Annotated in this window: 15 protein-coding genes; 10 read left to right on the forward strand and 5 right to left on the reverse strand. The window is 66.1% G+C overall.

Going from position 1 to position 13,939, the window contains the following annotated elements; genetic code table 11:
• The first annotated feature begins 434 nt into the window (after positions 1-434).
• The 10 genes from ACQ5DX_RS28625 to ACQ5DX_RS28670 all read left to right on the forward strand — a co-directional run bounded on the left by ACQ5DX_RS28625 (position 435) and on the right by ACQ5DX_RS28670 (position 9,827).
• Positions 435-1,622 (forward strand): lipid-transfer protein, encoded by a 1,188-nt coding sequence (locus tag ACQ5DX_RS28625; protein ID WP_430336121.1) that lies wholly within the window; start codon positions 435-437, stop codon positions 1,620-1,622.
• A gap of 3 nt (positions 1,623-1,625) precedes the next feature.
• Positions 1,626-2,081, forward strand: coding sequence for a MaoC family dehydratase N-terminal domain-containing protein (locus ACQ5DX_RS28630; RefSeq protein ID WP_430336122.1), 456 nt, complete (start codon positions 1,626-1,628; stop codon positions 2,079-2,081).
• Positions 2,078-2,518 (forward strand): MaoC/PaaZ C-terminal domain-containing protein, encoded by a 441-nt coding sequence (locus ACQ5DX_RS28635; protein WP_430336123.1) that lies wholly within the window; start codon positions 2,078-2,080, stop codon positions 2,516-2,518. The genes ACQ5DX_RS28630 and ACQ5DX_RS28635 overlap by 4 nt, the downstream gene beginning before the upstream one ends.
• Positions 2,519-2,558: 40 nt before the next feature.
• Positions 2,559-3,389 (forward strand): SDR family NAD(P)-dependent oxidoreductase, encoded by an 831-nt coding sequence (locus tag ACQ5DX_RS28640; protein ID WP_430336124.1) that lies wholly within the window; start codon positions 2,559-2,561, stop codon positions 3,387-3,389.
• A gap of 17 nt (positions 3,390-3,406) precedes the next feature.
• Complete coding sequence (locus ACQ5DX_RS28645) at positions 3,407-4,564, forward strand: acyl-CoA dehydrogenase family protein (protein WP_430336125.1); 1,158 nt, start codon at positions 3,407-3,409, stop codon at positions 4,562-4,564.
• 26 nt (positions 4,565-4,590) lie between these two features.
• Complete coding sequence (locus ACQ5DX_RS28650) at positions 4,591-4,827, forward strand: hypothetical protein (RefSeq protein ID WP_430336126.1); 237 nt, start codon at positions 4,591-4,593, stop codon at positions 4,825-4,827.
• Positions 4,818-6,365 (forward strand): long-chain-fatty-acid--CoA ligase, encoded by a 1,548-nt coding sequence (locus ACQ5DX_RS28655; protein WP_430336127.1) that lies wholly within the window; start codon positions 4,818-4,820, stop codon positions 6,363-6,365. Before ACQ5DX_RS28650 ends, ACQ5DX_RS28655 begins: the two co-directional genes overlap by 10 nt.
• Before the next feature lie 57 nt (positions 6,366-6,422).
• Entirely contained in the window at positions 6,423-7,694 is a 1,272-nt protein-coding gene (locus tag ACQ5DX_RS28660) for a lipase family protein (protein ID WP_430336128.1), read from the forward strand.
• 26 nt (positions 7,695-7,720) lie between these two features.
• A complete protein-coding gene (locus tag ACQ5DX_RS28665; RefSeq protein WP_430336129.1) occupies positions 7,721-9,241 on the forward strand; it encodes a class I adenylate-forming enzyme family protein in 1,521 nt (506 codons plus the stop codon).
• 88 nt (positions 9,242-9,329) lie between these two features.
• On the forward strand, positions 9,330-9,827 hold the full coding sequence (locus ACQ5DX_RS28670; protein ID WP_430336130.1) for a YiiD C-terminal domain-containing protein: 498 nt from the start codon (positions 9,330-9,332) through the stop codon (positions 9,825-9,827).
• A 156-nt stretch (positions 9,828-9,983) separates the two neighbouring features.
• On the opposite strand, the gene ACQ5DX_RS28675 is transcribed toward ACQ5DX_RS28670, so the two are convergent.
• The 5 genes from ACQ5DX_RS28675 to ACQ5DX_RS28695 are packed head-to-tail and all read right to left on the reverse strand — an operon-like array spanning position 9,984 to position 13,910.
• On the reverse strand, positions 9,984-11,150 hold the full coding sequence (locus tag ACQ5DX_RS28675) for an MBL fold metallo-hydrolase (RefSeq protein ID WP_430336131.1): 1,167 nt from the start codon (positions 11,148-11,150) through the stop codon (positions 9,984-9,986).
• 10 nt (positions 11,151-11,160) lie between these two features.
• The gene (locus ACQ5DX_RS28680; protein WP_430336132.1) at positions 11,161-12,165 is read right to left on the reverse strand and encodes an amidohydrolase family protein; all 1,005 of its coding nucleotides are present in this window, start codon (positions 12,163-12,165) and stop codon (positions 11,161-11,163) included.
• Between the two features lies 1 nt (position 12,166).
• Positions 12,167-12,688, reverse strand: coding sequence for a 3-hydroxyanthranilate 3,4-dioxygenase (locus ACQ5DX_RS28685; protein WP_430335464.1), 522 nt, complete (start codon positions 12,686-12,688; stop codon positions 12,167-12,169).
• Entirely contained in the window at positions 12,685-13,143 is a 459-nt protein-coding gene (locus tag ACQ5DX_RS28690; RefSeq protein WP_430335463.1) for a RidA family protein, read from the reverse strand. Before ACQ5DX_RS28690 ends, ACQ5DX_RS28685 begins: the two co-directional genes overlap by 4 nt.
• Positions 13,140-13,910: a 2-keto-4-pentenoate hydratase gene (locus ACQ5DX_RS28695; protein WP_430335462.1), complete on the reverse strand. Its 771-nt coding sequence runs from the start codon at positions 13,908-13,910 to the stop codon at positions 13,140-13,142. The genes ACQ5DX_RS28690 and ACQ5DX_RS28695 overlap by 4 nt, the downstream gene beginning before the upstream one ends.
• Positions 13,911-13,939 lie beyond the last annotated feature (29 nt).

Raw genomic sequence — 13,939 nt, forward strand, 5'->3', positions numbered from 1 at the left:
GACATAAGTTTACCAACAATCCCATCAATACAGCCGCTCGCACGACACCTCCCTGCAGACCGCGATCACCCCGACAACGGGCCCAGGGCACGCACCTGAGGCGTCAGGCCCTGCTGGTCGAGCCGCGCCGTGTCCAGCAACTCGGTTCTTCGCGCTCAGCGGGAACACTCAGTACCTCCCACCGCGGACTTCAACCGATTTCGCCCCGACTCTTGTGAATTATGTGAACCATCGATAGTGTGCCGAACATGACAACCCCATCGGGAGCAGGTCGGGGATCGTGGGGGCAGAGTCGCACAGTCGGCGACGTCCCCGATTCGACGTAGTCGATACCCCGCGAGGGCGTCCATGCTCGGGCCGGGCGCTGATGTCGCCGTGAAGTGAACCGCGCATAGCCCCCTCCGAGTCATTCAGCACGATTTTGAGGAGTTCAGATGAGTCGAAGAACTGTCGTTGCAGGTGTCGGGATGATCCCGTTCGTCACCCCCAGTCGAACGGCCCCCTACACCGAGATGGGGCAGGAGGCCGCGCGCAAGGCGCTCGCCGACGCCGGCGTCGAGTACGCGGATGTGCAGCAGGCGTACGTGGGATACGTCTACGGCGACTCGACATCGGGCCAGGCGGCGGTGTACGGGTTGGGGCACAGCGGCATTCCGGTCGTCAACGTCAACAACAACTGCTCGACCGGTTCGACCGCGCTGTGGCTGGCCCGTCAGGCGATCGAGTCGGGCGCGGCAGAGTGCGTGATCGCCCTGGGTTTCGAGCAGATGCAGCGCGGCGCACTGACCGACAAGTGGGACGATCGCCCGAGCCCGTTCGCGAAGTTCGACGAGGTGACCCGGGAAGTCCAGGGCTGGGACGAATCCGCGCCCATGGCGGCGCAGTACTTCGGCGGCGCCGGCGCTGCCTACGCGGACAAGTACGGCATGTCGCCCGACGTGTTCGCCCAGATTGCGGTCAAGGCCCGCAGGCACGCCGCCAACAACCCCTACGCGGTCTTCCGCGACCCGGTCACCGTCGAGGAGGTGCTCGCCTCCCCGAGGATCTTCGGGCCGCTGACCCGGCTGCAGTGCTGCCCGCCCACCTGCGGCGCGGCGGCCGCAGTGCTGTGTAGCGAGGAGTTCGCCAAGGCCCACGGGATCGACGCGTCGGTGATCATTCGCGCGCAGGCGATGGCAACCGATCTGCCGTCGACGTTCGACGAGGCGGACATGATGAAGGTGGTCGGCTACGACATGGCCAAGGCCGCCGCGAAGCAGGTCTACGAGGCTGCCGGCGTCGGCCCCGAGGACATCCGGGTGGTCGAGTTGCACGACTGCTTCACCACCAACGAACTGATCACCTACGAGGGCCTCGGACTCACCCCGGAGGGCACCGCGGAGAAGTTCATCCGCGACGGCGACAACACCTACGGCGGACGCGTGGTCACCAACCCGTCCGGTGGCCTGCTGTCGAAGGGGCACCCCCTCGGCGCCACCGGACTCGCCCAGTGCGCCGAACTGGTGTGGCAGCTGCGTGGGCAGGCCGAGGCGCGGCAGGTCGACGGCGTACGAATCGGCTTGCAGCACAACATCGGGCTCGGCGGCGCCGCCGTCGTGACCCTCTACGAGAAGGTGGGCTGAATCATGGCGATCGACCCCCAGGTGGTGGGCACCGAGTTCCCGCCGACCACGATGACCATCGACGCCGGCCGACTTCAGTTCTTCGCCAAGGCGATCGGTGAGACCGATCCGGTCTACAGCGACCTCGATGCCGCGCGGGACGCCGGCCACCGCGGCCTTCCGGTTCCCCCGACCTTCCTGTTCGGCGTGGAGTTGGAGCAGCCCGACCCGTTCGGCTGGCTCGGTTCACTCGGCGTGGACCTCCGGTCCATCCTGCACGGCGAACAGTCCTACACGTACCACCAGCAGGCCTACGCGGGCGACACGGTCACCGCGGTGCCCCGGATCACCGACGTGTACACGAAGAAGGGCGGCGCCCTCGAGTTCATCGTCAAAGAGGTCGACATCCACCGCCACGACGGCACCCGACTGGCAACCATGCAGACGGTGATCGTCGTCCGAAACACGGGAGCGAAATGAACACCAGCGCAACCGAAGCCGCAGACTTCGCCGCCGCCGACGTCGCCGTGGGTACCGAACTGCCGGCGCTGCACATTGATCCGATCTCGCGCACAACCCTCGCGCTGTTCGCGGGCGCGTCGGGCGACCACAACCCGATGCACATCGACATCGACGTCGCGAAGAGCGCCGGCCTCGACGACGTGTTCGCGCAGGGCATGCTGTCGATGGCCTACCTGGGCCGGCTGCTGACCAATTGGGTACCGCAGCAGCGGATCCGGTCCTACCGCGTCCGATTCGCCGCGGTCACCCCCGTGCACGGACAGCCCGTCTCCACCGGCACCGTCGTCTCGATCGAGCAGAACGGCGACGAACGCCTCGCGAACCTCGAATTGAAGGTCGCGCTCGCCGACGGCACCGTCACCCTGCTCGGCGATGCAGTCATCGTGCTGAGCTGACCTACCCCCCTCCACCAGAACTTCACGAAGGACAGACACCATGGGAACACTCGACAACAAGGTTGCGATCGTCTCGGGCTCCGGGCGCGGCATCGGCCGTGAAATCGCTCTCAAGCTCGCCCGCGAAGGCGCGAAGGTGGTCGTCAACGATCTCGATGCCGAGCCCGCGAAGGAGGTCGTCACGGCAATCGAGGCGGCCGGCGGCAGCGCCGTCGCCTGCGTCGGATCGGTCACTGACGAGGACTTCGCGCAGCGCTTCGTCGACACCGCGGTCGACTCGTTCGGTGGCCTCGACATCATCGTCAACAACGCCGGATACACGTGGGACTCGGTCGTGCAGAAGATGACCGACGAGCAGTGGGACGCGATCCTGGACGTGCATCTCAAGGCGCCGTTCCGGATCCTGCGCGCCGCGCAGCCGGTGATCAGCGCCGCGGTCAAGGCCGCGAAGGACGCCGGCGAGCCCGTGCCGTGCCGCAAGGTCGTCAACATCTCCTCGATCGCCGGCCTGGGCGGCAATGCAGGCCAGGCGAACTACTCGGCCGCGAAGGCCGGGATCACCGGCCTGACCAAGTCGCTGGCCAAGGAATGGGGTCGCTACAACGTCACCGTCAACACGGTCGCCTTCGGCCTGATCAAGACTCGACTGACGCAGGCGCCGGCCGACGGCGGCAGCACCATCGACGTCGCGGGCCGCGAGATCAAGGTCGGCGTCAACCCGGATCTGCTGACCGCGATGGAACAGATGATCCCGCTGGGCCGGGCCGGCGCGCCGGAGGAAGCGGCCGGCGCCGTGTACCTGCTGTGCACCCCCGAATCGAACTACGTCAGCGCCCAGACCGTGGTCTGCGGTGGCGGATTCCTCATGTGAGGGGAGTGGGACCGAAAATGAGCAGCACCACATACCGCTCCCCCTGGGTCGACGACGAGGTTCTCGCCCTCAGGGACATGGTCACCAAGTTCATCGAGACCGAGGCTCTGCCCCACCGGGAAAGGTGGATCGACCAGAAGTACGTCGATCGGGACTTCTGGCTCAAGGCCGGCGCACAGGGCCTGCTGTGCGCCTCCATCCCCGAGGAGTACGGCGGCGGGGGCGGCACTCTCGCCCACGAGCTCGCCATCCTGCAGGTGCCGCTCGCCCTCACCGAAATGGGCTTCGGGCTCGGCAACGCCGTGCACAGCGGGATCGTCGCGAACTATATCCTCGCCTACGGCACCGACGAGCAGAAGCGCCGCTGGCTGCCGAAGATGGCCAGCGGCGAGATGATCGGCGCCATCGCGATGACCGAACCGGCGGGCGGATCGGACCTGAAGCAGTTGCGCACCAGCGCACTTCGCGACGGCGATCACTTCATGCTCAACGGAGCCAAGACCTTCATCACCAACGGCGGCCATGCGGACCTCGTCATCGTGGTCTGCAGGACCGACCCGACGGCCGGTACCAGGGGCATCTCCCTCGTCGTCGTCGAGACCGCGGAGGCGGACGGCTACCGGGTCGGCCGACTACTGGACAAGGTCGGTCTGCGTTCGCAGGACACCGCCGAGATCTTCTTCGACGACGTCCGCGTGCCGGCCAGGAACCTGCTGGGCGAGGAAGGCCAGGGGTTCTACTACGCGATGACACAGCTCGCACACGAGCGGCTGGTCATCTCCGACGGTGCCGTCGCAGTCGCCGAGGCCGCGCTCGAGGCGACCGTCGGATACACCAAGGAACGCACGGCGTTCGGGGCACCGCTGTTCGAGATGCAGAACACCCGTTTCGAACTCGCGCAGTGCGCGATCCTGGTGCGGACGGCGCGCGTGTTCGTCGACCACTGCGTCGAACTGCACATGCGCGGTGAGCTCGACGCCGCCACCGCGTCGATGGCGAAGGCCAATTCGACCGACGTGCAGTGCGAGGTCGTCGACCGCTGTGTGCAGCTCTTCGGCGGCTACGGCTACATGCTCGAGTACCCGATCGCGCGCATGTATGCAGACTCGCGCGCTCAGAAGATCTACGCGGGAGCGAACGAAGTGATGAAGGAACTGATAGCGCGTTCGCTCTGAATCACCCTGCACGGAAGGAAGCAAACATGGGCCCTGCCCCAGGCGTCGGAGGTGTCTCCGCCGAGCACGCGGTGGCAGGCCGGGTGCTCGGCGACCTGCGTGAAGACGGCGTGGGCGTCGTCACCCCGAACCGTCCCGCGAAGCTGAACGCCGTCATGAGATCTTTCCTCGCCGAGCCACACGGTGCCGTGCGCGGACGCGCGTTCTTCACCGGCCCGGGCACCACGTCCACCGCACGAACAGGAGATGCACCATGTACCTGACCCAGGCTCTCCACCGATCCGTTCAGCAGGATCCCGACCGGCCGATGACCGTCTTCGGCGACCGGATGCGTTCCTTCCGTGAGGTGCACGACCGCGTCACGCGCCTGGCGGGAGGTCTGCGTGCGCTCGGGGTGCAGCCGGGCGACCGAGTGGGCATCTACTCGTTCAACTCGGACCGATACCACGAGTACCTGTTGGCGGTGCCGTGGCTCGGCGCAGTCCTCAATCCCGTCAACATCCGGTGGAGTCCGGATGAGGTTGCATTCTCGCTGCGGGACTCGGACACCCGCGTGCTGCTGGTCGACGACGCGTTCGCCCAGAACATCCCGGTGCTGCTCGAGAAGGCGCCCGACATACGGGCGGTCATCCACTGCGGCGAGGGCAAATGCCCGGACGGCGCGATCGACTACGAAACGTTGATCTCGGATTCAGCCGCGGTCGACGACACCCGTACCGGCGGTGACGCCATGTTGGGGATCTTCTACACCGGCGGAACAACCGGTCACCCGAAGGGTGTGATGCTCACTCACGACAACCTGCTCACGTCCTCGCTCGGCTGCCTCGCGACCGGCGAGTTCCTGACCCACCGGGGTCGACTCCTCCACGCCGCCCCGATGTTCCATCTCGCCGACCTGATGTCATGGACCGCTGGTTGCCTAGTCGGGTCGACACACGTCATCGTGCCCCTCTTCAGCCCCGAAGCGGTGCTGGCTGCGATCGAACGACATGATGTCACCGATGCGCTTCTGGTGCCCACCATGATCCAGATGCTCGTCGACGACCCGCGCACCCCCGCCACCGACCTGAGTACCCTGCGTCATCTCGTCTACGGTGCATCGCCGATGTCCGAGGGTCTCCTAGACCGAGCGCGCCGGGTGTTTTCCGACACCGGATTCACCCAGGCATACGGGATGACCGAACTCTCGCCCGTCGCGACGCTGCTGCTCCCCGACGAGCACGCCGATCCGACGCTCCGGCGCTCGGCGGGACGCGCCGCACCGCACGCCGAAGTCACGATCGTCGACTCCGACGACCAGGAGCTGCCGCGTGGCACCGTCGGCGAGGTCGTGGTGCGCGGCGATCATGTGATGCTCGGCTACTGGAACCGGCCCCAGGACACCGCAGACGCCCTTCGCGACGGCTGGATGCACACCGGTGACGGCGGATACATAAATGAGAACGGCTACGTGTTCGTCGTCGATCGGATAAAGGACATGATCATCTCCGGCGGCGAGAACGTGTACTCGGCCGAGGTGGAGAACGCGCTCGCCAAGCATCCCGCGGTGGCCGCATGCGCGGTCATCGGCGTCCCCGACGACCAGTGGGGTGAGCGGGTCCACGCCGCCGTCGTTCTCCAACCGGGTTCCGTTGCAACGGAATCCGATCTCCGTGAACACGTCAAGTCTCTGATCGCCGGCTACAAGACTCCAAGGACAGTAGAGTTTGTCGAGGCGTTGCCCATGTCGGGCGCGGGAAAGATTCTCAAACGCGAACTACGGCAGCAGCATTGGTCCAATCGTGGCACGCAAGTCTCCTAGCTGCGTAGCCCTGCATCGTTCGATCGGGAAGCACAGAAAGTTCAGCAGGAGGTCCACATGTCGACACGAACACTCTTCGCGGTGCTGCTCGCGGCGGCTGTCGCCCTGATATCGACGCCGGGCATCGCCGGGGCGGCGGCTGCCGCGGTCCCGCCGGAGGACTTCTACTCCGCGCCGGCGCTCACCGCGACCGGGAGGCCCGGCGACATCCTCCGCCAGCAGCCGATGCAACTCGCATTGTCTGCGTCGATCGGTCCCGACACCTTTCCGGCCTCCGCGACCCGCATCATGTATCGGACCACCGAAGCCGCAGGCGCCGCCGCCGCTGCGACCGGGGTCGTCCTCGATCCCGCGGCGCCCTGGCGGGGCCCAGGTGCGCGTCCTCTCGTCAGCGTCGCCGTGGGTACGCACGGGCTCGCACCCCAGTGTCAGCCGTCGCGCCTGCTCGACAAAGTGGTTGACTTCCGCCCGCCGCGCGGAGTCTTCACCGAGTACGAGGTCGCGGCCATCAGCGCGCTGCTTGCCCAGGGCATCGCGGTCGTCGTCAGCGACTACCTGCCCGACAGCTATCTGATTGCCCCGGCCGAGGCGCATGCGGTGATCGATGCCGCCCGTGCGGCCCAACGTCTCGGCGCCGCGGGTATTCCAGACCGAGGCCCCGTCGGGTTCTGGGGTTACTCCCAGGGTGGGCACGCCGCGGGCGCGGTGGCAGAGCAGGTCGGGAGCTACGCCCCCGAACTCGACGTGCGAGGCACCTATGCCGGCTCGGCCCCGGTGGACATCATCGAAACGTTCGACTACGCCGATGGATCCTTGTTGACCGGCGCGATTGGCTACTTCCTCACGTCTCTCCGAGCGACCTTCCCTGACACCCGCTCGGTCGTCGACAGCGCCCTCAACGCCGCCGGGCAACGAATGATGCAGGAAACGTCCAACCGTTGCATCCTCGAGACCGCGCTCGACTACGGATTCCACAAGTCCGCCGAATGGACCACTGACGGGCGCTCCATTCCCGATACGCTCGCCGCGCACCCGGCGACCGCTGGGGCGGTCGCAGCGCAACGCCTCGGCAGCACAACGCCCTCCGCCCCCGTCTACCTGGTCACCGGCGACGCCGACGAAGTCGTGCCGGACGGCATTCGTCGACTGGCTCGCGACTGGTGCGCCAGCGGAGCCACTGTGAAGCTCGTCGACATTCCCCTGCCGAAGATCCTGCCTGGCTACGCCGTCGGCCACGTCCTCGACGCTGCGATCGGCGCGTTCGGCGGCGGGTTCGAATGGCTTCAGGAGCGATTCGTCGGCGTCCAAGCCCCCAACACATGCACCTAGATCCGTCTCACCCCTCGGAGGACCACATGCCAACCATCGGTTCCACGTTGCGATCGACTGCCGCCCGCGTTCCCGAGCGCACCGCGCTGGTCTTCGGCGATACCCGACACACCTATCGGGAGCTCAACCGCGCCGTCGATCAGGTGGCCGGGTTGCTGGTCGAGCGCGGTCTTCGCAAGGGCGATCGATTCGCACTGCTGGCGACCAGCTCCGACCGGTTCGTCGTCGCGTTCTATGCCGCCCATCGGATCGGCGCGATCTTCGTGCCGATCAACCCCGCATCGTCCGCGCCCGAACTCGACTACATCCTGCGTGACAGCGGTGCCACGTTCCTCGCCTTCGATCCCACACTGACGAAAACCGTTGCCGCAGCGAGCACGAACGGGTTCCCCGAGGGGCTGCGGGTGCTCGCACTGGGTGCTGCGGAGGGCTACCAGGACCTGATGGCGCTCGCCGTCGATCGGCCGGCGACGCCGATCGACGACACCGTCCTCGAGTCCGACGACGCCCAGATCCTGTACACCTCCGGTACCACAGGCAAGCCCAAGGGCGCACTGTTCGACCATCATCGCGTCCTGTGGACCGCGGTGTCGGTGATCTCCGCGTGCGGAATCAAGGACGCCGACCGCATGCTGCACGTCGCTCCGCTGTACCACGCGGCCGAACTGTGCCTCATGCTCATCCCAGGGACACTCGTCGGCGCCACGCACGTCGTGCACGCCGGTTTCGATCCAGTCAAGACGCTCGATACCCTCGAGCGCGAGCGGATTACCATGTTCTTCGGCGTGCCCACCATGTACCAGTTCCTGCTGCGCCAGCCAGACCTCGCCGAGCGGGACCTCACCGCGTGGCGCACCGCCATTTTCGGTGCAGCTCCGATGCCGCCGACGGCAGTCGAACAGCTCGTCGTCACGCTGCCGAACGTCAACATCATCCAGCTGTGCGGGCAGACCGAAGCCGGACCGAGCGGCATCTTCTCTGACCGCGACCAAGTCCGTGCGCGACCCGACTCCAGCGGCCGGCAGGCTCTGGTGACCGCGGAATGTCGGGTCATCGACACCGACGGCAACGACGTCGCGGCGGGCGAAGCCGGAGAGCTGATCCTGCGCGGTGAAACCATGATGAAGGGCTACTGGAACAACCCCGTGGCCACCGCGGACACGATCATCGACGGTTGGCTGCACACCGGCGACATCTGCCGACTCGACGCAGACGGATTCATGACGATCATCGATCGCCTCAAGGACATGATCATCACCGGCGGCCGGAACGTGTACTCCATCGAGGTGGAGGGCGCCATCGCCGCCCATCCGAGAGTGCTCGACGTGGCCGTGATCGGCCGACCCCACGACGAATACGGCGAGAGCATCGTCGCTGTCGTCACACTCGACGAAGGAACCACGATCACGCTCGACGAACTGCGCGAGTTCGCCGCGGAAAAGATCGCGCGGTACAAGCTGCCGCACGAACTCGTCGTGCTCGACTCGATCCCCCGCAATCCCTCGGGCAAGATCCTCAAACGCAACTTGCGCGAGAGCATCGTCTAGCCACCTGGCCTGACTCCGAGGACCACTCGCACGCAAGAGCTTGTGTGAAAGTTAATTACAAGCAAGAAGAAGATTCAGAAGGTTGACAATGAGTACGATAAAGCGTTCGGGATCCACAGTGGCGCAATCAGATCCGGTCCAGTACATCAATAGTTTCATCGAGCATTCCATTCCACCGATGCATGGACTGGGGATTCGCATCGTCGAACTCGATACCGGACACGCAGTCGGAGTTGTGCCCCTGGAGGGCAACGGCAACCATATGGGAACGATGTATGCGGGCACACTGTTCGGCGTTGCCGAAGTACTCGGTGGCGCATTGGTTATCGCGTCGTTCGACATGACCCGGTACTACCCGACGGTCAAGGAAGTGCAGATCGCCTTCCGGCGACCAGCGACAACCGACGTCCGCGCCGAAGCCACATTGGACAGCGCGACGCTCAGCCGCCTTCAGCTCGACTTGGAGCGGTCGGGCAAAGCGGAGTTCGAACTCGACGCCACGCTCACCGATACCGCCGGCACGGTGGTGGCCACCACCCACGGCATATACCAGATCCGACGCCACGCAACCCGCTCTGCGGGTTGAAGCGGACAACAGCCCGCCGAACGGGGACCATACACCGCGACGGGGCTCCGCCGGTTGCGGTGTATGGGTGATCGGAGATGAACGGACCACGGCTGCTGACGAAACACTTCCGAGCGTCGACAACAGCCATGGTTCCGTCTCGCGACCGATGTCGCGTCACACCCGAGAGCCCACACCCATCTGTGTCAGATCGTTCCCGACCACGATCGGACCCGAGTAGGTCGTCGCAACACGCTGCGCCCACTGATCGTCACTGATCGTTCGCGGGTCGCCGGGGCCGATGTGGGACAACACGACCTTCTTCGCGCCGGCCGCCGTGGCCACCCGCCCGACGTCCTCGCCCGTCGTGTGCGACGCCCGCATGAACGCATCGAGCGACGGGCTCTTCACGGTCGTCGCGTAGTAGTCGACGTCGATGACCTCGTGCACGAGAATGTCAGTTCCTGTGGCCAATTCGATCAGGTTGTCGCTCATTCCCGTGTCTCCCGAGAACGTGACCGAGCCGTCAGCGGTGTCGAATCGGAATCCGAAGCTGGGGAAGACGGGGAAGTGCGGAACGAGTGTCGCCGTCACCCGGACACGTTCGTCCTCGAACACCGGGAACGGCGCCATTCGTGGCGCGGTATCGATGAACGACGCCCCCGAGTCAGCCGGGATCACAACTTCCCTGACGTCGAACAACGTCGTGTAGTCGATGGCCGATGGGGATTCCTCGACGTTGCGGATGTTGATGTCGTACCGGTATGCGCGCATCTGCTCCTCGAGCAGCGTCTTCAGGCCCGGCGCCGGATCCGCCTGGTCGAGGATCGGGATCTGCCGATTCGCGAACGGGGCTGGAAGACCACCAGCCGGTCCCGGACCGAAGATGGGAACCGGACCGACATACTGGCCGAGCGCACTCCCCGGATTGTTGAGGAGGAACAGATTGAACAGATCAGCGAGATGATCGGAATGATTGTGGGTGATGAAGATCCCCGACAGCTTGTCGACCGAGATCTCGGCCTGTGCGACGCGCTTGACTGCGCCGGTGCCGGCATCGACAAGATAGTTGTGACCGTCGACGGACACCACACTGCAGATTCCACTACGGCCGGCGACATGGCGCGGACCTGCTGCGGTACCGAGCAGCAGAAGCCGGGTCCGATACCCCTCGACGTCGCCCGACAGGGCAACCGGGTCCGGCGGTATGTCGGCCGGCGAGGCCGACGCGGGAGCGCTGGGAAGTGCCGCACAACTGGTGGCGACGAACGCCGCGCCGGCTCCCGCGGTCAGGGCCCCGAGCAGGGATCGTCTTGAAAGACTGCGGGATTCGTTCTCAGGCATGGGCCCTCCTTCACATGGTCGTTGTCAGTCCCAGGAATTGTTCCGCGTTGCCACGCTGGATCAGATCTCGCGTGGCCTCGTCGAGGAACTCGCTCTTGCGCACCACCTCACCCACCGGGCGCTCCCCGAGCGGGTACGGGTAGTCGCTGCCCACCATCACGCGCTCGACACCGACGGTGTCGACCAGCAGGCGAAGCGCCCGATCGTCGAACACGACGGAGTCCACGTAGAACCGGCCGAGGTAGTGCGACGGCGGCATCTCGGACGTGCCGATGATGTCGTTGCGGCGGTGCCACGCGTTCTCCATCCGGCCGAGCCAGAACGCGAACGATCCACCGCCGTGGGCGAATCCGATCTTCAGGCGCTCGTCGATGCGGTCGAAGACGCCGCCGAGGATCAGCGCGAGGATCGACAGGTGCGTCTCGGCGGGCATCGCGGTGAGCCACTGCGCCATCCACCGGTCCAGTCGCGGCGACGAATCCATGTCCCACGGATGCACGAACACCGGGACGTCGAGCGATGCGCAGTGCTGCAGGAACGTCACCACGCCCTCGCTGTCGAGGTCGCGGTCGCCGACGTGGTTGCCGATCTCGACGCCGCGGTGTCCGTTGGCGACACAGCGCTCCACCTCGCGGCAGGCCGCGTCGGCGTCCTGCAACGGGACCTGGCAGAACGGGATCAGTCGGTCGGGTGCCGGCGCGACGATCTCGAGCGCGAGATCGTTGAAGATGCGCGAGATCCGTTCGGCCTGCTCGCCGGACCGCCCGTAGTTGAAGAACGCCGGTGTGGGCGAGACCACCTGGGTGCGGACGCCGTCTGCGTCCATGTCCCGCAGCCGCGTCTCCGCATCCCAGGCGTCGGACTGGATCCGACGGAACTCCTTGGAGCCCATCATGATGACGGCCTCGGACTCGCTCTCGACCCGCAGCCACGGGGCGTTCGGGCCCGCGTCGCCGGTCAGGTCCGGCCACCCCTTGGGGACGTAGTGGGTGTGGACGTCGATGATGCCGCTCACGTCAGCCCTTTCCGGGGTGCAGGGCGCCGCAGTTGCTGCACGTGCGCGCCTGCTCGTCCTCGTAGAACTGCACGAACACCGGCGGCAGATCGGCGACGATGTCGCGCACCTGGAGTTCGATCTCGTGGATCAGGTGGTTGCACTCGAGGCAGTACCACTGGAACGTCTCGAGGGTGCCCTCCCGGCGCACACGCTCGATGACCAGACCGATGGAACCGGCGGTCGGGCGTTGCGGCGAGTGCGGGAGATTGCCGGGGAGCAGCCAGGTCTCGCCCTCGCGGATGTGAACCCGCTGCGGTCCGTCCTCGGTCATGACATCGACGTGGATGTCGCCCTCGATCTGATAGAACCACTCCTCGTACGGGTCGAGGTGGTAGTCGGTGCGCTCGTTGGGGCCGCCGACGACCTGCACGATGAAGTCGTCGCCGAGCGCCATGGTCTGGTTGTTGACCGGCGGCGCGAGCAGGTGCCTGTTCTCGGCGATCCACTTCTGGAAGTCGATGACGGGCGGGATGACGGTCATGAGCGGTCCTCCGTGTCGGGGGCGTTGATGCGGCGATGAGCGGGCAGGTAGGCGACGCCCTGGATCTCGATGAGCAGGTGCGGATGCGGAAGCTGGTGCACCGCAACGGTGGTACGGGTAGGTCCGGATTCGTCGAACATCTCGGCGTACACCTCGTTGTATCCACCGAAGTCGTTCATCGACACCAGGTACGACGTCACCTGCACGAGGTCGTCGAGGCCGGCGCCGACCTCCGCGAGGATCGATCGGATGTTCTCGATCACCGCGCGGGTCTGGGCGCGGATGTCGAGGTTCGAGGTCCCCATCTCGTCGACCTCGACGCCGACGAACGTGTTGTCCGGGCGACGGGAGCTGGTACCGGAGACGTACACGAAGTCGCCCGCCACCTTCACGTGCGGGAAGCGTCCGCGCGGCGTGGCCAGACGCTCGATGACCTTGGCGGCGTTGTCGCTCATGCGATTCCCTTCACTGTCACGATGCCCAATCCGGCGATCTCGCAGCGGGCGACGGCCTCGGTCAACGGCGCTGCGGCGGTCGCCGCGCCCGCGAGCACGACGTCCCCGGCGCGCAGCGGAATCCGGCGGCGCCGGCACATGTCGAGCAGCGCGTGCAGCGCGTTGACCGGGTCGTCGAGGATCGCCGCGGTCGATCCGGTGACCGTGTCGTCGCCGACCGTCATCCGTACCGCGCGGTCGGCGACGTCCTGCACGTCGGACCACGCCCCGATCACGTACGCTGCCGCCGACGTGTTGTCCGCGACGACATCGGTGTACGTGAAACGGAAGTCGCGGTAGCGGGAGTCGATGATCTCCATGGCCGGTGCGACGGCGTCGACGCAGGAGACGATGTCCACCGTCGGGTCGTCGAGGTCGACATCGCGGCAGAGCCGGTAGGCAACCTCGGGTTCGATCTTCGGGTGGATGAAGCGGCGCAGTGCCACTTCCCCGGCGTCCGCGACGCGCATCGCGTCGGTGAGGCGTCCGACGATCACGTCGGAGACCCCCATCTGCGCCATCTTGGCCTTGCTGGTGAATCCGAGTTTCACACCGACGAGCTGCTCGCCGCGACCGAGGCGCTGCGCGACGACGGCCTCCTGGATGCGGTACGCGTCGTCGATGTCGACGTCGGTGTCGTCCGCGAGGCTCGTCGTGTCGTGGATCCCGGTCTGCGCCTCGTCCAGGCGTTCGGCCAGCGCCGCGATTTCCTTGCTGCTCAGTGACATCAGTACCCGCTTCCCACGATCATGTTCTT

Origin of the sequence: Rhodococcus sp. ACT016 (assembly GCF_050477185.1) — a bacterium.
Lineage (GTDB): Bacteria > Actinomycetota > Actinomycetes > Mycobacteriales > Mycobacteriaceae > Prescottella.

What these genes read in the sequence shown, in the direction of transcription:
- ACQ5DX_RS28625 (WP_430336121.1), top strand. Translation starts at nt 435, where the DNA reads ATGAGTCGAAGAACTGTCGTTGCAGGTGTCGGGATGATCCCGTTCGTC.
- ACQ5DX_RS28630 (WP_430336122.1), top strand. Translation starts at nt 1,626, where the DNA reads ATGGCGATCGACCCCCAGGTGGTGGGCACCGAGTTCCCGCCGACCACG.
- ACQ5DX_RS28635 (WP_430336123.1), top strand. Translation starts at nt 2,078, where the DNA reads ATGAACACCAGCGCAACCGAAGCCGCAGACTTCGCCGCCGCCGACGTC.
- ACQ5DX_RS28640 (WP_430336124.1), top strand. Translation starts at nt 2,559, where the DNA reads ATGGGAACACTCGACAACAAGGTTGCGATCGTCTCGGGCTCCGGGCGC.
- ACQ5DX_RS28645 (WP_430336125.1), top strand. Translation starts at nt 3,407, where the DNA reads ATGAGCAGCACCACATACCGCTCCCCCTGGGTCGACGACGAGGTTCTC.
- ACQ5DX_RS28650 (WP_430336126.1), top strand. Translation starts at nt 4,591, where the DNA reads ATGGGCCCTGCCCCAGGCGTCGGAGGTGTCTCCGCCGAGCACGCGGTG.
- ACQ5DX_RS28655 (WP_430336127.1), top strand. Translation starts at nt 4,818, where the DNA reads ATGTACCTGACCCAGGCTCTCCACCGATCCGTTCAGCAGGATCCCGAC.
- ACQ5DX_RS28660 (WP_430336128.1), top strand. Translation starts at nt 6,423, where the DNA reads ATGTCGACACGAACACTCTTCGCGGTGCTGCTCGCGGCGGCTGTCGCC.
- ACQ5DX_RS28665 (WP_430336129.1), top strand. Translation starts at nt 7,721, where the DNA reads ATGCCAACCATCGGTTCCACGTTGCGATCGACTGCCGCCCGCGTTCCC.
- ACQ5DX_RS28670 (WP_430336130.1), top strand. Translation starts at nt 9,330, where the DNA reads ATGAGTACGATAAAGCGTTCGGGATCCACAGTGGCGCAATCAGATCCG.
- ACQ5DX_RS28675 (WP_430336131.1), bottom strand. Translation starts at nt 11,150, where the DNA reads ATGCCTGAGAACGAATCCCGCAGTCTTTCAAGACGATCCCTGCTCGGG.
- ACQ5DX_RS28685 (WP_430335464.1), bottom strand. Translation starts at nt 12,688, where the DNA reads ATGACCGTCATCCCGCCCGTCATCGACTTCCAGAAGTGGATCGCCGAG.
- ACQ5DX_RS28690 (WP_430335463.1), bottom strand. Translation starts at nt 13,143, where the DNA reads ATGAGCGACAACGCCGCCAAGGTCATCGAGCGTCTGGCCACGCCGCGC.
- ACQ5DX_RS28695 (WP_430335462.1), bottom strand. Translation starts at nt 13,910, where the DNA reads ATGTCACTGAGCAGCAAGGAAATCGCGGCGCTGGCCGAACGCCTGGAC.